General features: G+C 51.9%; 16 protein-coding genes. 8 read left to right on the plus strand and 8 right to left on the minus strand.

Annotated features, from left to right (window positions below; genetic code table 11):
• Nucleotides 1–133 precede the first annotated feature (133 nt).
• Nucleotides 134–1,330 (plus strand): HhoA/HhoB/HtrA family serine endopeptidase, encoded by a 1,197-nt coding sequence (locus AC2215_RS02775; protein WP_486808425.1) that lies wholly within the window; start codon nucleotides 134–136, stop codon nucleotides 1,328–1,330.
• 145 nt (nucleotides 1,331–1,475) lie between these two features.
• Here AC2215_RS02775 and AC2215_RS02780 read toward each other — a convergent pair whose 3' ends face one another.
• The 3 genes from AC2215_RS02780 to infC all read right to left on the minus strand — a co-directional run bounded on the left by AC2215_RS02780 (nucleotide 1,476) and on the right by infC (nucleotide 5,900).
• The gene (locus AC2215_RS02780; protein ID WP_486808426.1) at nucleotides 1,476–1,979 is read right to left on the minus strand and encodes a Crp/Fnr family transcriptional regulator; all 504 of its coding nucleotides are present in this window, start codon (nucleotides 1,977–1,979) and stop codon (nucleotides 1,476–1,478) included.
• A gap of 88 nt (nucleotides 1,980–2,067) precedes the next feature.
• A complete protein-coding gene (locus AC2215_RS02785) occupies nucleotides 2,068–5,106 on the minus strand; it encodes a HEAT repeat domain-containing protein (protein WP_486808427.1) in 3,039 nt (1,012 codons plus the stop codon).
• 260 nt (nucleotides 5,107–5,366) lie between these two features.
• Nucleotides 5,367–5,900: a translation initiation factor IF-3 gene (infC, locus tag AC2215_RS02790; RefSeq protein WP_486808428.1), complete on the minus strand. Its 534-nt coding sequence runs from the start codon at nucleotides 5,898–5,900 to the stop codon at nucleotides 5,367–5,369.
• 393 nt (nucleotides 5,901–6,293) lie between these two features.
• Between infC and AC2215_RS02795 the strand changes: the two genes are divergently transcribed.
• From AC2215_RS02795 to AC2215_RS02815, 5 genes are all read left to right on the plus strand, one after another.
• The gene (locus tag AC2215_RS02795) at nucleotides 6,294–7,487 is read left to right on the plus strand and encodes an N-acetylmuramoyl-L-alanine amidase family protein (RefSeq protein WP_486808429.1); all 1,194 of its coding nucleotides are present in this window, start codon (nucleotides 6,294–6,296) and stop codon (nucleotides 7,485–7,487) included.
• A 351-nt stretch (nucleotides 7,488–7,838) separates the two neighbouring features.
• Entirely contained in the window at nucleotides 7,839–8,753 is a 915-nt protein-coding gene (gene murI, locus AC2215_RS02800) for a glutamate racemase (protein WP_486808430.1), read from the plus strand.
• Nucleotides 8,754–8,776: 23 nt separating this feature from the next.
• On the plus strand, nucleotides 8,777–9,091 hold the full coding sequence (grxC, locus tag AC2215_RS02805; RefSeq protein ID WP_486808431.1) for a glutaredoxin 3: 315 nt from the start codon (nucleotides 8,777–8,779) through the stop codon (nucleotides 9,089–9,091).
• Nucleotides 9,092–9,144: 53 nt separating this feature from the next.
• Nucleotides 9,145–9,453, plus strand: a complete 309-nt coding sequence (locus AC2215_RS02810; protein ID WP_486808432.1) for a hypothetical protein — start codon at nucleotides 9,145–9,147, stop codon at nucleotides 9,451–9,453.
• Nucleotides 9,454–9,611: 158 nt separating this feature from the next.
• Complete coding sequence (locus AC2215_RS02815) at nucleotides 9,612–10,595, plus strand: SMI1/KNR4 family protein (RefSeq protein ID WP_486808433.1); 984 nt, start codon at nucleotides 9,612–9,614, stop codon at nucleotides 10,593–10,595.
• 7 nt (nucleotides 10,596–10,602) lie between these two features.
• Here the strand turns inward: AC2215_RS02815 and AC2215_RS02820 are convergent, their stop codons facing one another.
• Together AC2215_RS02820 and tyrS are read right to left on the minus strand one after the other, a co-directional pair.
• Complete coding sequence (locus AC2215_RS02820) at nucleotides 10,603–10,938, minus strand: hypothetical protein (protein ID WP_486808434.1); 336 nt, start codon at nucleotides 10,936–10,938, stop codon at nucleotides 10,603–10,605.
• A 326-nt stretch (nucleotides 10,939–11,264) separates the two neighbouring features.
• Nucleotides 11,265–12,476: a tyrosine--tRNA ligase gene (gene tyrS, locus AC2215_RS02825; protein WP_486808435.1), complete on the minus strand. Its 1,212-nt coding sequence runs from the start codon at nucleotides 12,474–12,476 to the stop codon at nucleotides 11,265–11,267.
• A 287-nt stretch (nucleotides 12,477–12,763) separates the two neighbouring features.
• On the opposite strand from tyrS, the gene AC2215_RS02830 reads away from it, so the two are divergent.
• Complete coding sequence (locus AC2215_RS02830) at nucleotides 12,764–14,686, plus strand: transglycosylase domain-containing protein (RefSeq protein WP_486808436.1); 1,923 nt, start codon at nucleotides 12,764–12,766, stop codon at nucleotides 14,684–14,686.
• An 81-nt stretch (nucleotides 14,687–14,767) separates the two neighbouring features.
• Here the strand turns inward: AC2215_RS02830 and AC2215_RS02835 are convergent, their stop codons facing one another.
• Together AC2215_RS02835 and AC2215_RS02840 are read right to left on the minus strand one after the other, a co-directional pair.
• Nucleotides 14,768–15,085 carry a DUF1825 family protein gene (locus AC2215_RS02835; protein WP_486808437.1) on the minus strand — a complete coding sequence of 106 codons (318 nt, stop codon included), beginning with the start codon at nucleotides 15,083–15,085 and terminating at the stop codon, nucleotides 14,768–14,770.
• A gap of 402 nt (nucleotides 15,086–15,487) precedes the next feature.
• Nucleotides 15,488–16,453, minus strand: a complete 966-nt coding sequence (locus tag AC2215_RS02840; protein WP_486808438.1) for a glutathione S-transferase family protein — start codon at nucleotides 16,451–16,453, stop codon at nucleotides 15,488–15,490.
• A gap of 367 nt (nucleotides 16,454–16,820) precedes the next feature.
• Here AC2215_RS02840 and AC2215_RS02845 point away from each other — a divergent pair, with 367 nt between their 5' ends.
• Nucleotides 16,821–17,909 (plus strand): hypothetical protein, encoded by a 1,089-nt coding sequence (locus AC2215_RS02845; RefSeq protein WP_486808439.1) that lies wholly within the window; start codon nucleotides 16,821–16,823, stop codon nucleotides 17,907–17,909.
• A 24-nt stretch (nucleotides 17,910–17,933) separates the two neighbouring features.
• Here the strand turns inward: AC2215_RS02845 and AC2215_RS02850 are convergent, their stop codons facing one another.
• Nucleotides 17,934–18,263, minus strand: coding sequence for an ArsR/SmtB family transcription factor (locus tag AC2215_RS02850; RefSeq protein ID WP_486808440.1), 330 nt, complete (start codon nucleotides 18,261–18,263; stop codon nucleotides 17,934–17,936).
• Nucleotides 18,264–18,437 lie beyond the last annotated feature (174 nt).

An 18,437-nucleotide genomic window follows, 5' to 3' on the forward strand; every position in this document is an offset into this window, starting at 1 on the left:
GTGGAGATCGAGCCGCTTTCTTAAGAGAAAACAGCGATAAAAAATCGAGAAATTTTGAATTTCAAGATCGTGCGCGAGTGTCTGCAGATCCCGTGGGTGCGTAACCTTAATATTGAGGAAGAAGTATCGAGCGATGAAGATCTCTTTGAAGCAAGTTGCCGCATATATGACTCTATTCGCCCTCGGGGGAGGTGTGGGATTAATCGGGGAACGTTACCTTCCTACAGGCGAGCAACCTAACCCCAATCCCCCAGTCGCACCTGTCGCCGTTCCCCCTCAATCCGTTGCCCCACCCCCAACTGTTCGATCGAGTTTTCCCGGCTTAACCGATCCCAACTTTATTGCCGAAGCTGTCGAGCGCGTGGGTCCGGCGGTGGTGCGGATCGATGCCACCCGCACCGTGGAAGTCCAAGCCCCTGATGGATTCAGCAATCCTCTATTTCGCCACTTTTTTGGGGAACAACTGCCCTCAGAACGCACGGAACGGGGTACGGGGTCTGGGTTCATTCTCAGCGAGGACGGTCGCATTCTGACCAACGCCCATGTGGTTGAAGGTGCGAATGTCGTTGATGTAAAACTTAAAGACGGACGAGTTTTGCAAGGTAAGGTGGTAGGCATCGACCCGCTGACAGATGTGGCGGCGCTGAAGGTGGATGCGACGGATTTACCCACCGCACCTCTGGCCTCTTCCGAGCGTCTGGTGCCGGGACAATGGGCGATCGCCATCGGCAATCCTTTGGGTTTGGATAATACTGTCACCGTGGGGATTATTAGTGCGGTCGATCGTTCCAGCGTCCAAGTGGGTATGGGAAGCCAACATCGGGTTCGCTTCATTCAAACCGACGCGGCCATCAACCCCGGCAATTCTGGCGGGCCCCTGCTTAACGATCGCGGAGAAACGATCGGTATCAATACTGCCATCCGAGCAGACGCGCGCGGTTTGGGCTTTGCCATCCCGATCGAAACTGCCACGCGAGTGGCCGGGCAGATTTTTACGACCGGTCGGGCCGAGCATCCGTTTCTCGGGGTGCAAATGCTCAATTTCAATTCGGCATTAGGAGATCTACCCCCGATTGAGGGGTTTTCCCCGAACGATCACAGTGGTGTGGTGGTTGTTGAGGTTCTCGAAGACTCCCCGGCCGCACTGGCGGGAATCGAACCGGGAGATACGATTCGTGCCATCGACGGTATCCCCATCGATCGGGCTGCTGACGTTCGGGAACGGGTTGTGGCCAGCAAAATCGGTGACGTCTTAAAAATCGAAGTCGAGCGCAATGGAAGCACTCAGATTTTGGACGCGCGACCCCAACCCTTTCCAGAACAGGAGTAAGATCGACCCCACACAGAGTTGACTGGAAACATGTATCCAACTTCACGCGCTTTATCGTTACGCATTTGCAGTCATGAGGAAGGAGGATGGGGGGAGCCTCCAGACGCGGGGCGGAAAGATTAACTGTCCATTGTCAATTGTTCGTTCACTTCTCGCTACCGGTCGCTCGACCGACCGAATTCCGTCCGGCATGGCGTATTTCCGTATCTCGGAGTTTCGCTTCTTGCACGTTCAGTTTTTGATTGAGTTCCCGGGTTCGGCGAGAGAGCAAGCGAATGATATTCACAGCAATACCAGGGGTTTCATCGATCGCATCGTAGAGTTGCTGTTGAGTGAGCATCAAACATTCACAGCGATCGAGAGTCGTCACCGATGCAGAACGAGGTTCGGCATCGAACAGAGACATCTCGCCAAAACACGCACCTTGAGATAATTCGGCAAGATCTCGCTCGCCGATATGAACGCGCACCAAGCCCGAAACCACGATATAAAGCGAGCGTCCTTCTTGTCCTTCGGTAAAAATGGTATGGTTGCTCGGAAAAGATAATTCATCCATCACCGAAGCCAGTCGCACGAGAAAATCATCCCGCAGTTCCTTAAAAATGGGGACTCCTCTGACAAATAGGAGACGATCGACACTGGTTAGCATGGGGCTGGTGAATGAAGGATAAGGAAGGGGAAATCTGAAAAGAAACGATCGCGCCGCGAGGAGGTTTGGCGACGGCTGATTCTCGAGACTATGCCATCGTCTGACTCTGACCTAACTGAGCCATCATTTGCTGCACTTGAGCGGCAACAAGTCGATCGGGATCGTTTTGCAGTCTCGGTAGCAATTCTACCAAAGCACGAGGCGATGCCACCTCCAAATAAGCCAGGACGGCTTCCCTCACAAATCCTTTAGGGTAGCGCAATCCGGCTAGGGTTTGCTCCCCGCTCAAACTCCATCGCGATACCCGCGCCAAGTGGAAGCAACAGGCCAAAGACCAATCCGAGAGAAAATACCGCAGTTCCAGGAGGTGGCGCAGGCGATCGCTCGGACTCATGCGCTGATACTCCACCAAATCCGCGAGACTTTTGAGTTTTTCCCGTTCGGACTGGCGATCGAAGACATTCAGCAGCGCTCGTTTGCTGGGAATATCGATGACATTATCCAAAATCTCTAACCCCCTTGCCATATTAGAGCGAGATCCGGATTTCAAGTTAAAAGCAGCCGCCTGAATCGAGCTGAGCGGATACAGAAACTTCATCAACAGGAACAAACGCTCTTGGGCATCGGTCTGCAGATCGTAGAGCGCCCGTCGCAGCAGCACCACCGTGTAGTCAACCCCTAAATTTAACCGTCCGTCCTCTCCCATGGGCGGTAACCGATCGATGTCGTCCATCTCGGGAGACCCCACCTCCGATAAATCTACCAAGGCGGCGTACACTTGACCGAGAAACATCAGTTCTTGGTCGATGGTTAATTCGACTCCACTACGTCCGAGGCGATCGAGTACCCCCTCAATTCCCTTTTCGTACGGGATTTTCAGCAGCACTTGCAGGACGTTGCGGCGATTGGTTCCCCAAGCGGTCGTCAGGTGAGCCACCAGGGCGTTAATTGCTTCGGGGGTACCGATTTGACCGACGACATTCCACGCATACATCCGCACCAGTTCGGGTTTGTGGATATCTTCGGCTAAAGCCACGACGCGATCGAGCACTTCGTTGCCCAAACGCACCAGGGCCAGGACTGCCGCCTCTCGCGTCGATTTGTAATACAGTCCCCGCAGCAGGGATGGATAGTACTGCTCCAACCGGGCGGAGGCAATCACCGCCAGCAGGGAGCAGCGCACCCGCAGGGATTCATCCTGGAGCAAGTTGGGGATAAACAACCGCAGGGCTTGTAAGTACTCTGCCTCTCCCAAGGCACGAGTTCCCATCACCCGTTCCCGTTCCTGCTTGTGGGTGAGCATTCGCCGCAGGGTATTCGTGGCTTCGGCTTTCTGTTCTCGGTTGCCCTTGCGCACGATCAGGGATGCCGCCGTTCCCCGAACCACCGGATCGACTTCCGAACGCAGATAGGGGCGTAACGCTTTGATATCTGGGGCTTCCTCCGTCAGCCAAACGTAACGCAAGGCCAACGCCAAAATCTCTGGAGGCAGGGGACGGGGACGATCGATGAGGGTTCTGACCGATGGGAGATATTCGGTTTTCGGGTAGTGCAGCATTGCTTCTAAGCTTTGTTGCTGCAAGTTAGGAGAGAGGTTGGCGAGTAAGGGGGCGAGGACTTCACCGACGTTTTGAGGATCGATCTGGCACAGGAGTTCGATGCACGAGCGCTTATCGGCTTCAGTTCCCGGTTCTTCGAGGGTTTCGACCACCGAGCGTTTCAAGGCCCGCAAATCGACGTCGGAGACCCCCAAGCGATCGCGTTCGGCACTCGAGACCAACAAGCCGACGTAGCGCGATCGCATCAAGATGATGGTCAGGATTAACGCCAGCGCGATCGCCACAATCAGGCAGATGAAAAATTTACTTTCGATCTGAGCCCATCGCTGTTCCCCCACCAATCGCAATCCCAGGCCGCTAATGGCAAAGATAATTGCGCCAATTGCCCCGGTGGCTAAAGGTTCGGCCACCCCGTTTACCCGTTCTTGAACTTTATTGCGCTGGGTTTCCGGGAGCGGTTGAAACAAAACCGGTCCGGTTCCTTCAATCAACGTGTAGTGAAACAGTTCGTCTACAAATTTAACCGAGACGATGCCAAAGAAGATCGTGAACCAACCGCCAATGGCACCGATGAGGGTGGCCACCCCGAGAATTGTCACCAGGGTGGGTAAGATCGCTCCAGCCACAAACACCCCCACGCGCTCCACCAAGCGGCTGGAACCGAACCATTGGGTTAAAACTTCAAAAATACCCAACACGCCGTTAAAGATGCCGATAAAGCTGGCAATGGCGCTGGCTGCATCGGGACCGGCCAGTTGGCGTTCGAGTTCGCTGGCAAACTGGAAATCGATAATCACCAGCAGGGCCTGCACCAACACGAAAAACGCCACCAACGGCCAGACGTAGTTGCGCATCGGACCTTGCAGGCGACGGGCGCTGTAGTCGGGTCCCGTATCTTCGGCCACCCGGCGGCTGACTTCGGGAAATGCCTGTTTGTAGGTTTGGCTTAGATAGAATAAAATCAACGCCCCGAGCAAGACCATCACCGCCGAAACGATCAGCACGTTGGGCAGGGTAATCGCATCGATTAAGACCGGCAACGAGAAACCGCTCACGATGTCGGCAACGAGGATGCCGCTACTGATGAGGGGGTAGGTGCGCTTGATTTCTCGAATGTTAAAGAGTTGGTTGGCGGTAATCGAGGTGTTGAGATCGTTGAGAACGTAGACCCCTTCCACCCACAACCGCATCAGAAAGACGACGACGGCAAACAGGGAGACAATCCCCAATCCCACGCGAAAGAAGAGCATGGGGATAGCCATGAGAATCCCCACGAACACGATCGCCCGTCGCATGGGCAACACGTTTTGCAGCCAGGAGTAGAAAAATCCCAACCCCGAACCGATGGCTGCCCCAGAAATATAAATCCACGGTAGGGAATTCGCGCCGTATTGGTCGATAAATAGACCGACAGTAATGGCTTCGAGCCAGAGCAAGCCACCGGAGGTGACGGTATAAAATGCGAACATGAACAACGTCCGCTCGCTCTCTTCTGGACGCAGATTCACCCACTGAAGTAATTTTTGCCCGATTTTGCTCTGATTCTGTTGCCAAGTTTTCGATTTCATGAGGTGTCGATCGTCTTACGTTGTGACCCCTTGGGATCGAGGACCTGCCAGAAGGGTCCAATTTTGAGATGTACTTTTCAATTCGATGTTGGTCAATGGGGCAAAACTTTCTTCAAGACGCTTGCTCGAGAAGCGTCGCGAATCGGAATTTTTGCTCCCAGTGGGTCGTTCGGACGCTCGCAACCAACAAAAAGCAAGCTCTATATTATAGCCTGCTTTTTGTCAAGAACACTCAAGGAGTCGATCGCGCTAGGTGGGCGCTACTTTTTCGGAGAGAGCAACATCATCATGCTGCGACCCTCTCGCTTGGGCCACTGCTGTACTTCTGCCACCTCTTCGAGATCTTTGGCCATCCGTTTGAGCAAGACATCAGCTAGATCGGAGTGCTGAATTTCTCGGCCGCGAAACATGACCGTTGCCTTGACTTTATCACCGGATTTGAGAAAGCGCGAGGCATTCTTGAGGCGCACCTGATAATCGTGCTCCTCAATTTTGTAGCGCATCTTGACCTCTTTGACTTCGGCGGAATGCTGTTTTTTCTTCGCTTCCTTCTGTTTTTTCTCGATTTCGTATTTATGTTTGCCGTAATCGATAATTTTGCAAACGGGAGGGTCGGCTTTATCGCTCACTAAAACCAAATCGAGTCCTTTGTCTTGAGCCATGCGTAGAGCTTCGCTCGGCGTTAGGATTCCCAGCTGGGCACCATCGGTATCGATGGTCCGAATTTTGGGAAAGCGAATTCTTTCATTGATTTGGGGTAGGTCGCGTTGGCGTTTCTTTGCAGGTACTGCCATGTGTTAATTTAATGTCAGCTTTGTTAAGGATTGTTACGTTAAGAGCGTGCTTGCACAGTTGTCATTCGCGTACTGCTATTTTACTCACTCTGCCCGAATTTCTGTCTAAGTGTTTACCTAAATTTTGAAAGTTGAGGTTAAGCCGAGGGAACGTGCAAGTCATTGAGAGAGCTATAACCCAGTCAGAGTCATCGATCGATTACCCTAGCACATCCAGTGCGTCTTCAATGGTCTTCTTGAGTGCCACCATCGGTCCGATCGCTCTTTTGTGTTATCTTGCATCCGGATGTCTTCTCAATTGGTTTTAGAGGGTGAGTTCGTGTGGTGCTGGTTTGTCCATCCATTTTGCCAAGTCTGCAGTCATTGCCCTTGTAAGGAGAACTTGTAAAAATTATGGTGAAATTCCCCGGGTTCCTACCCAGTTTGGTCGGTGCGCTCGTGCTGTCGTCTTCAGGAGTTGCGTTTGCCTCTGAGGGATTCTTGCTCCAAGAGCGCGCCAGAACGACTCCACAGAGCGCCAAACACCGGGCTTTGATGCAAGTCGATCGCCCGCCTGGGGAGGTTGCCGCTAAAAATCTCCAAGATAACGATCCCATCCCACCCACGAGCGCCCACGACGCAGACCGAGTGACGATCGTTGAGTCGGTGGATATTTCGGGCAATCAAATTTTGATGGAGGCCGACGGTCCCCTCAACTATACCAGCGGTTGGGCATCTCCCCTCTACTACGAAATTACTATCGAATCCGCCCGTTTGAGTTCCGAGGTTTCCATCGTCGAACCCCCCTCGGGTGGGACAATTTCGCGGGTGCGCGTCGAACAGCTCGATGCCGATACGATTTGGATTCGGATTCGACCGATGCCGCAAGTGACCGTTGAGGTCAATCAGCCCAGTTCCCAACTCTTGAGCGTCTACATCGAGTCGTACTCCGTCAACGCGCCGCCGAGCAAACCCCCAACATTTAATAGCAACAACAGCAACAACAGCAACAACGACTCCTTCGATTGGTCTCTCAATACCGATGGTCAAATTGTCGTCGTCATCGATCCCGGTCACGGCGGTCCCGATGTGGGAGCTGTCGGCATCGGCGGCTTGCAGGAAATCGAGGTGGTCGATCCGGTAGCCTACCGAACCGCTCAATTGCTTGAAGAGCAGGGCATTGTGGTGGTGTTAACCCGCTCGGAAAATATCGATCTCGACCTCGAACCCCGCGTCCAACTCGCCAACCGGATCGATGCGAATTTATTTGTCAGCATTCACGCCAATGCCATCAGCCTCAGCCGTCCCGATGTTAACGGTGTCGAAACCTATTACTACAGTACTGGGGGCGTGCTTGCCCAGATAATTCAAAGCTATCTCCTCGAAGCCACTGGGGGCCCCGATCGCGGCGTGAAAACCGCTCGATTTTACGTCCTGCGCAATACGGATATGCCCGCCGTCCTTGTAGAGTTAGGCTTTGTCACCGGTCGCTACGATGCGCCGAGACTTGCCGAACCGGAGTATCAAGAAATTTTGGCGGAGGCGATCGCGCGCGGGATTCTCGCCTACATTGCCCAATACTGTCCGGGTCCAGCTTGCGAAAGTTGAGTGGATGGTAGAGAATATCGCGCTCTTGGCGAGTGAATACATCCGCTAACACCGGTGAAGCGATCGCCATAGAGCGAGAATGGAGAAGCGGGGGAGAGCCAACCCCAAAAATCTCCTTTGAGGTCAACAAAGGAATCCCGTGAATGGCGAACGACATCTAGACGATCGATGACCCAGTCTGGAGCTGAAAGTATTGGCTCAAACAATCTCAATCGTTCAGCCCGTGGTAAGGTCAGCAAAATTACTTATTCGATTCGGTTTTGAGGTCAGATCGGTCAAATGGGTTCATTTTTGCCACTGAATCTCGATCTGACCTCGATTCCCGATCGCCCTCGAACATTAAACGAATATATGAGCGACAATCGAAAACGAATTGGGATTTTTGACAGTGGTGTGGGAGGACTCACCGTTCTCCGGGCACTGTACCGACAACTGCCCGACGAATCCTACCTCTATTTCGGCGATACCGCTCGCCTCCCCTACGGAACCCGCTCCGCTGCGGAAATTTTGCAGTTCATGCGCGAGATTCTGGTGATGATGGAGCAAGAGGGGGTAAAAATGGCGATCGTGGCGTGCAATACCAGTGCGGCTCTTGCCCTCGATACAACGAGATCGGAGTTTGCGTTCCCCATCCTCGGTCCCATTTTGCCCGGTGCAAAAGCTGCTGTCGGCCAAGGTCGGCGCATCGGTACGATCGCCACCCCAGCCACTGCCAAAAGTGGAACCTACCGACGGGCTATGCTAGAAGCCGATAAAACGGTAAAGGTTTGGGAAGTGGGATGTCCGGAGTTCGTCCCCATCGTCGAGGGCAATCGAATCTACGAACCTGAAACCTACCGCATTGTCCGAGGGTACTTACAACCCCTGCTGCGGCAACAAATCGATACGTTAGTGTACGGCTGCACCCACTATCCCCATCTCGCCCCCGTTTTGAAGAAGATTCTGCCACCCACGGTGCAACTCGTCGATCCAGCGATTGCCCTGGCCCAGGCTGCGGCGCGAGAATTGGATTTGTTGGGGCTGCGCGGCGAAGGAAATCCGTTACCCACCCGATTTGGCGTTAGCGGCTGCCCGGAACAGTTTGCTCGGCTTTCGTTACAGTGGCTGGGGTTCACGCCCTCTGTGGAAAAAGTTCGCTTGCCCCAAATTTGTCCGGAGTCGGCTCCCCTTTCCGGGCAGCATCGGACAAACTCAGGAACGTGGGGACTCGGGGACGCAGTGAGTACGAGCGTGGCGGTCTCGGATGGAAAAAACACTTCCATTTAAAATCCTTTACTCAATTTACGAAAATGTTAGACTTTCTCAATCCGATTCTGAAACGCGACCCAAAGCGCATCAAAGCGAACGTGGAAATTTATACGTGGCAGACCTGCCCCTATTGCATTCGCGCCAAACTCCTGCTGTGGTGGAAAGGAGTGCGATATACCGAATACAAAATCGATGGCAACGAACAGGCTAGAAGCGAGATGGCCGAACGCTCAGACGGACGGCGCAGCGTTCCCCAAATTTTCATTAACGATCGCCACGTCGGCGGCTGCGACGATTTGTACGCCCTCGACAGTCGGGGTCAACTCGATCCCCTATTGGTGGAACCGGCAGCTTAAACGCATTTTAGGAACTTGCAATTTTAGGAACTTGCAAAGAATCAGATACGAGCTTGCCAAGAATTTGCTGTCCGGGGAATGCAACCGTTGACCCCTACAGTTGGTCTATTATTTCCCCGCATATCCCTTACCTCGTCGAAATTTATTTCGATCGAATCTGCAGCTCGCAAGACGATCGAAGTTTGGGGGAGATTTTCGTGCAAGCCTTCAATACCTCCCCCAAGGAAGAGCAAATCTACCGCGATCGCCTTGGAGCCGAAAGCTTTCGGCTTTTACGCCGAGATCGAAAGATTTTAGGGGGTTTGGGGATCTACGATATGGGACAGTGGTGGGGCGAACGCGCAGTACCGATGGCGGGATGATCGGCAGTGGCGATCGCAATTGCTACCATCGCTCGCTTGATGCTGCATCGTCAATTTTTGCGGGTTTGGAACCGCTTTCGATGGATTTCTTCTAGGGCGAGTATTTTACCGAACGCTCGAAAAATAAATTCCGACGACAGAAATAAAATTGAGTGTTCATGTCCGATTCTCTTATCGCTGAAATTCAAACCAAACTCGATCGCCTCCGCAATCTCGATCGACAGTTTGCCGTGTTTGGTTCGGCAACTCACAAATATCACCTCAACCCCTGTTTGTCGGAATCGGAACTACAGCAATTTGAGGCAGAGTACGGCGTTAAGTTACCAGAAGACTATCGGCACTTTCTCAAATACATTGGCAACGGTGGTGCGGGACCTGACTACTGCTTTTTAAGCCTTCAAGGCGATCGCGATGTTTCCCATCCCTTTCTCGGGCGAGAAACTCTCATGCGCCAACAAATCGCACTCAACTGGCAAGCCGATCGAGAGATTTTAATTCAATATCATGGTGACGAACTCTCATCATCTTTAGAAATCACAGAACTCGATCGAATTTCAACTCAATATTTGTTTAAAATCGCTGCTCGACTCGGTATTTTAGAGACGAGATCGAAAGGAGAATTGTACGATTGTTACCCCGATTTACTCGATAATGACGATATTCAATCTTTAGCCGGTCTCGAACTGTGGGATGTTTCGGTGACTGGATTTATTCCTCTATTTGAATGCGGGTGCGGTCATCGAAATATTTTAATCGTTAACGGCAAAGAGTATGGAAGGGTAATGACCTTTTCCGATGCCGATCGCTGGTTGAGCGACTCAAACCAAACCTTTTCCCAGTATTATCTAACCTGGCTCGACGAACATTTGCACGATTTCGATCGGTGCCTGGAACTGATGAATAGAACTCGATCGGTTCAAGACATCGAACGGACGATGTATCTCGAACGAATGTCGGCCCGTGAATCGGGAGAGCGGCATTTTCCCGGTTCCGGGGCGATGGATTTAATTGCCAGTTTAATTAATGTGACAAAACCCCCCGAACTCTTCGGTTATCCCGGACAAATTCTCGTTCGGGCCGGACAAACGGAATGGGCCCAGGAACAACTGCGGCAGTGGCGGCATTCTCGACTGGAGAGATAGCTCTCCCCTAAAACTGGAAGTAGATAAAGGGAGTGTAACCCAGGGGAACGAAGGGCACGACGAGAGCCACCAACACCCCGTAGAGCCCAGCAAAACTCCATGCAGGAATCCGTTGCCACCAATGACTCAAGGAACCTCGATAGGTGACCCAATGTACGAGCGCCAAGGGAATAAAAATCCAGAGTGCCCCAACACCTAAATCCCGAGTGCCCGGAGAATCGAAGAAAACAAACGATCGAACCACAGCCAAAGCCGAGACCAAATCGGTGGCCCGGAAAAATATCCAGGTGATGCAAACCCAGTAGAAGGTGAGGAGGCAACCCACAACTTTGCCGACATTCAAAAAGTGGGCAGAGAATTTTCGATCGCCAGCGGGTGTGTTTTGTCGATCGGGTTTGTCGCCAGTTCTGTGAAAATAGGCGATCGCTCACTCGCGAACAGGGGAGCGTCTCATTGAATCTAAACCCACCTGCATTCGGGTTAAGATGCAGCCAGAAAGAGCGGCTTTGGGGAAAGCTCGATCTTCAGGTAATTTTACCAAAAAATAGAGCGAGCTCGTGCAGTCGAACCGCCATAGAACATCGCTATATTTACCTAAGTTAAAATACTTAATTTTGGACGTGCTTTAATCGAATTTAACTCAAATTTGAAGCCGTTAAAATCTTCTTTTTAGGCAACGAGGCGCGCAAATCGTTTTTTCCCCACCTGTAACACTTTCCCCGCCAGCGCATCTGGCGAATCAAAAGTGAGATTCACATCCGAGATCCGATCTCCATCCAAACGCACCGCACCCCCCTGAATTTGTCGCCGTCCCTCGCCGCTACTTTTGCACAACCCACTCGCGCCGAGGATGTAAAATAACTTCGCCGGAAACTCGATTCCCCCCAAAGAGAATTCTGGAACTGCTTCGGCCGTTCCTGCCGTACTGCCACCCACGAGGGTCATTGCCGCCTGTTGCGCCTGCACTGCGGCTTCGGGAGAGTGGTATTGGGTAACGATATCCAACCCCAGCAACTTCTGCCGTTCGCGGGGATTCTCCGGCAAGGAGGTCAGATCTCGATCGGTTAACAGCTCGAAATACTGCTCCACCAATGCATCGGGCGTTTTTTCCAACTTGGAATACATCGACAGGGCATCTTCCTTCATCCCCACGTAGTTGTTGAGGGATTTCGACATCTTCTGTTCTCCATCGGTACCGATGAGAATGGGTAAGAGCAAGCCAAACTGGGGGGTTTGACCGAAATGGCGCTGTAAATCCCGTCCCACAGCCAAATTGAACTTCTGATCGGTTCCCCCTAACTCGACATCGGCTTCCACCGCCACCGAGTCGTACCCCTGCATCAAAGGATAGAAAAACTCGTGCAGGTAAATGGGATTGCCTTGTTCGTAGCGCAGGGAAAACCCTTCCTTTGCCAGCATTTGTCCCACCGTCATGGTCGAGAGCAATTCTAGGGTCTTTGCCAAATCCAGCTTCGACAACCATTCAGAGTTGTAGCGAATTTCCAGCCGTCCGGGGGTGTCGAAATCCAGAATCGGACGTACCTGTTCGAGGTAGGTTTGCGCATTGCGCTTCACGTCTTCTGGGGTGAGTTGCTTGCGGACTTCCGATTTCCCCGTGGGATCGCCAATGCGCGCGGTAAAATCGCCAATAATGAGCACCGCCGTATGTCCGGCATCCTGAAACGCTCGCAGCTTCCGCACCGGGATACTGTGACCCAAATGTAAGTCCGAACCCGTCGGATCGATTCCGAGTTTAACCCGTAGAGGGCGATCGCTTTGTGCGAGTAGTTGGGCGAGATTTTCAGTGGGATCGTCAGATTCGGGTTTGTCGGGAAAAATTTCCTCAGTTCCCCGAAATAACCACGGCAGGCTGGTATTCATACAATATTAGCGATCGGCAATCCCTGCTATTATCGCTTAGAATCGAATGCGTATGAAGTAAAGTAGATATTATTAAGATTTGGATCGAAAATCCTTCGCAAGCGATCGCTCCCCCAGCTTCACTCCCTTGCAAGGCATTTCGATTCCCGATCCAGCGGTCGACCGCGCACAGGTATCGGGTCTTGTTGATTCGACACTCGAGGTCAATCGTCTCGGTGTGTCTAATTCAGAGTCCCCCCGCATCCTACCCTCGGGTATAGTTCATCTGTTGAGGAAGTCAAGTCGCTGTGTCAGTCAACACGATTCAACCAGGTAAGCCAGGAACTCCCATGCGGGTTTTCCGGTTCGTACAATCTGTTAGTAAAGTAACCGCTGGTACGGTGCTCGGCATTACGATGCTCGCCAGTTCGGTGATTGCTGGAGGGTTGGTCGGTCTGGCAATTAGTTTCCGGAATTTGCCGGATGTGAGAATTCTCCGCAGCTACGTGCCGACCGAAACCAGCCACATCTACGATATCGATGGCAAGCTGCTGTTTAGCATTCATGACGAAGCCAACCGCGAAGTCGTCCCCCTCAATCAAATTTCGGATAATTTGAAGTTGGCCGTTCTGGCGATCGAAGACAGTCATTTTTATCTCCACCACGGCATCAACCCCAGCGCGGTGGTACGGGCTTTTTTAGCGAACTGGGAGGAAGGAGAAACCGTCGAAGGGGCGTCCACCCTGACCATGCAGTTGGTCAAAAACCTCTTTTTGTCCCCAGAACGAGCCTTTAGCCGCAAAATCGCTGAAGCGGTGCTGGCGATCCGGATCGAACAAATTTTAGAAAAGAACGAACTGTTCGAGCTGTATCTCAATCAAGTGTACTGGGGTCACAACCTCTACGGTGCGGAAACCGCTGCCCGCAGCTTTTTCTTTAAGTCGGCCAAAGAACTCACCCTCGGCGAAGCGGCGATGATGGCGGGGTTAATTCAAGCCCCAGAAGAGTACAGCCCCTTCGTGAACTACCAAACGGCCCGCAAGCGGCAGGCGCTGGTGTTGAGTCGGATGGTGGAACTCCAGTGGGTGACCCCTGAAGAAGCGGAAACCGCCCGCAAACAGCCGATTGGGTTGGGTCGCGTCACCTCTTTCCCCACGAGCAAGCTGCCCTACGTTACCGAACCGGTGATTCAGGAACTCACCGACCGCTTCGGTCGCGATGCGGTGGTGAAAGGGGGAATGCGGGTGCAAACCACTTTCGATTCCGCCCTGCAAAAAACCGTCGAGGATACGGCCGCCTATTGGCACGACGTTCTCTACGGTCAAGGAATTTATTACGATTACCAGCAAGGGCAACTGGCGATTGCCGCTGTCGATCCCCGCACCCACTTCGTCAAGGCTATGGCCGGGGGATACAGTTACGAAGCCTCTCAGTTCAACCGCGCCGTCCAAGCGCGCCGTCAGCCGGGGTCTTCGTTTAAACCTTTCGTGTATTACGCAGCCTTTGCCTCGGGAGACTACGGCCCTGAATCGATCGTTAGCGATTCCCCCGTCAGCTATCCCGATGGGGATGGATACTACTCGCCGCAAAACTACGGGGGCGGTTTTTCCGGGGCGGTCTCAATTCGCAATGCCCTCGAAGTTTCCCTCAATATCCCGGCCGTTACCCTGGGTCAAACGGTGGGCTTGAATAAAGTGATCGAAATTTGTCGGATTTTGGGGGTGAAGAGTCCCATCGATCCGGTGATTTCTCTGCCGTTGGGGGCGGTGGATCTCACGCCACTAGAAATGGCAGGGGCCTTTGCCACTTTTGCCAACGATGGCTGGCGATCGGAAACTACGTTTATCGTTCAGGTGACCGATAGCGGCGGGAACGTCCTGCTCGATAATACTCCCAAACCCCGCCTCGTCCTCGATCCCTGGGCGGCAGCATCCCTCAACGACGTGTTGCAAGGGGTAATTACCCGAGGGACGGCGAAAACGGCGAATATCGGTCGCCCGGCCGCTGGGAAAACGGGAACCACCTCTTCGGAACGGGATGTCTGGTTTGTCGGGTATACGCCGCAACTTTCCGTGGCAGTCTGGGCCGGTCACGATGATTACTATCCCCTCGGCTACGGGGCGACGGGGGGTCAAGTGGTAGCGCCGGTGTGGCGAGATTTCATGCTCAAAGCGATCGGATCGGAACCGGCTCAGAGTTTTACCCCAGCCAGTCAGTTCGATCCTCCCTAAGCTGGGGATACGGAAACGGGAGAACGTAGATAGAGGGGGAATACGAATACCTTCCTCCTCTTCCCTCACTCCCCTGACCTCTTAGGTCTCGATTTGCGACTTCATGCGTTCGAGGGTTTGGTGCATTTGGTCGAACATCTGCTGCGCGGTAATCCCGAATTGCCCCAGTTGGGTGTTGAGCTGCTGGACGGTCATCTGAGCCATAAAATCTTCTGATAGCTCGAAACGCTTCATAAAAATGCGATAGCGCTCCATCATCGCTTCCATCTGTTCGATGTACTGCTTTTTGCCCTCGCGATCGAATTTACCGTACTTGCTGCCGAGTTGAACGAGAGCTTGATAATCCTCAAAGAGCTGTTTGGCTTCTTGTTGAACGATGTCTGAATCAAAAAATCCCATAGTTGTGTTCACCGTAAATTTTTTTGAGTGCTGTTAAAAAAACGAAAAACTGGGCAGATCGATCGGCTTATCCGCGCGCAGCCGCAGAGCGTTTGACGCACCCAATGCGACGGTAGTACGGACTCCTCTTATCTTAGAACAGCGTCAAAGTTGGTTCAATTCTCTGTGGGTTCGGGTAGCAACACTTTTGAAAGAGAGGAGAGGGGGATTTTTCTTCGCTTCGTTCCCCACAGAATTGCCTAGCCCGCACTCGCCACTGTAGTGTAACGGTGGTGTCAGTATTCAGCGATCGGTTGTCAGCCGTCAGCTTTTAACAGACTTGCGTACTAACGACGGATATAGTAGCACGCTGGTTGATTTACACAATCGATGAAACCGTCTTTTTCCATTCCCTAAAAGACTTCATGCAAGGCGATCTCGATCGTGGGGGGAATCTAAATCTAAAATGGGACCTTTGGGGACGATGCCGGTGGGATTAATTTTATTATGACTCTTGTAATAGTGCTGTTTGATATGGTCGAAATGACAGGTGGCTTTCACCCCCGGTTGCTGGTAAATGTCTTTGAGATAATTCCAGAGATTTTCAAAGTCCCAAAGATGGCGCAAGTTACATTTAAAATGACCGTAATAAACGGCATCGAAGCGCAACAGGGTGGTGAACATACAAATGTCGGCTTCCGTGAGGCGATCGCCGCATAAATATCGTTGCGTTTTGAGAATCTCATCCCAAGATTCTAGGGCTTTAAATAAATCAGTTAACCCTTCTTCATAGGCTGCCTGAGTCGTGGCAAATCCCGCTCGATAAACGCCGTTATTAATGGGTTGGTAAATGGCATCGATCGTTTCTTCAATTTTGTCGGATAAATCTTCGGAAACTAGGTGTAGATTACGTTCGGCGATCGCATCAAATTCCGTATCGAACATCCGAATAATTTCCCGAGATTCGTTATTGACGATGGTCTGGGTTTGCTTGTCCCACAGCACCGGAACTGTCACTCGCCCCGTATAGTTGGGGTCGGCTTTGGTATAGATTTGCCAGAGGTATTTGGCTTCGTTAACGGAGTCGGGAGTACATCCGGGTTCCTCGGAGAAAAACCAACCATCTTCCCCCATGTACGGATCGACGACGGACACTCCAATGGCCGATTCTAAGCCCTTCAACGCCCGCATAATCAGGGTTCGGTGCGCCCAGGGACAGGCATAGCTGACATAGAGATGATAGCGCTGCGCCTCGGCTGGGAAGCCGCTGCTGCCGTCAGCGGTAATGCGATGGCGAAAGGTGGTACTCGGACGGATAAATCTGCCTTTTTCGTCCTCTTGCTCGCGATCGCTCACCCACTGACCCTCTACCAAATGACCCAAAGCCATAACTGAAACCTCATTACCAAGATCGTGACGCGACGTGCAGCTTTTTCGGTTCTCACCCATTGAATTGGTGGGTAAATTTTCCTTCCGCTTTTCCCTTCTATGGAGAGTTTAGCGTCGTTTAGCAGCACGGAAGCGTTAATGGTATAATTCTACCAAGATTTGAATGCCAAAATTGCGATCGAACATGATTCAATTTATCATTGACTGGATTGCAGGTTTGATTCGAGAATTGTTTAGTTTTTGCCCCACATCTAAAAACTCAAGTTCTCGAAATAAAAATCCTATCGGGAATTTAAGAAACTCAAAATCGAGTCTCATTCGCCTTGAAAGCAATTCAAAAACGCGATCGCAAATTTATACGAGTTGCTTGCAAGCAGAAGCTGGATTTAATGCCTATCGAATGGCGTTCCTCGATCGAGGAATTGAAGGCTCTCCCTATGGAGGGCACGTTGAAGAATATCCCCAACGCTTAAAGCGAAAGATTGCCTTAGCGATTGCCGGCGCGCCCCAATTTCCCACATTAGGCGAACTCCCGGAGATTGATGAGACCCAATTGCAGTTTCTCCATCCAGAAATTCAAGAAGCCTGTATATGCATCGGCGGCACCGCAGGGGGTCCATTTAAAGCACGTTGGTTGGGACGAAATGCCCTCAATAAAGTGCAGTTTTGGAGTACGACCAAAATTATTCCTATCCTCAATTTACTTTGCACTTTAGAAGAAGATGCCAGAGAGGCTTGCCTGGGAGATGGCGATCGCAGTTTCGAGTTAAGTCAGGCGATGGATGGGGTGATGACTTACGACGAACAAATTGCCAGTTCTAATGCCCTTGCTGCCACCTTTAAATGCTTTCAACACTACACCGATCTCGAACTGTGGGTTAAAAATATTAGCGGAAATCGCGATCTGAATTTTCGGGGGTTGTACGGAGAAGATCCGATAATCGGCGCCCCGACGATTGGTAAAGGCGATCGCATCCTCGTCAAACCCTCTCGGGAAAAGAAAACCCGCGCCTCCCAACCAGGGGAAAACCTGTTAACGGCCTATGCCCTCACCCGCTTGATGGCAATGGCGGGATGGCACGATCGCCTCCCGAAGGATGCCCGATTGCCGGGGATGCGATCGGATAACTTAGAACTGTTCGCGCGATCGGGAGGTAAAGATATTGCCCGATACGTGGATGTGGCGATCGAAGAATTGGGATGGCAGCAGCGCATCCGCACCCCCGTCATCCTCTCCAAAGTCGGCTACGGCTACAGCGATTCTCGCCGGCGCACGGAAATTGCCTATACTTGCTTCCTTCAGTTAGATGATGGCGATGGGGTTAAATCCCTGGCAATGACTCTGCGGGCGGCTAAAGCCCTGGGGAATATCGATCGAGAAGCTGTGGAACTCGACGCCCGGATGGCTGTGGAAGTGAGCGAAATTATACGGCGATTCTTAACCAATCGGTTATAGATCGGTCTCCTCGATTGTGTCAACTTAGCAACAGTTCTCACCAGGAAGGCAACAAGCTGCAATATCAGGATGATTGCCACAACAATCATTTAGCAGAAAAGAGATCAGTCCTCCAAGGGATGTAAAGTTCGCTTGATAGATAATATGTCGTGACTGGCGTTCAGATGAGACAAGACCTGCATGCTCGAGTGCTGACAAATGAAATGACATTCGAGATGCACTGGCTCCAACCGCCTTCCCAATCTGACCAGCGGCTGCACCCTCTTCACCACACTGAACGAGATATCGAATAATATCGAGCCGAGTTTCTTGAGATAAGGCTCTTATCGCTTGTAACGCTTCAATTCGTTCCATACTTCAATAATTCTTGAAATATTGAAATATACTAGTTATAGTACCAGTACATCCACATCTAGCCATCGTCACGACCATTAGGACTCTTCAATCATCTTACCGGGGTCTTTCCCCCGATCGCCCTTGCGATGTCCGAATGGGTTTGGCAGTGGCTATAAATGCCAGTGGAGATCG

This window comes from Zarconia sp. (genome assembly GCF_057467645.1).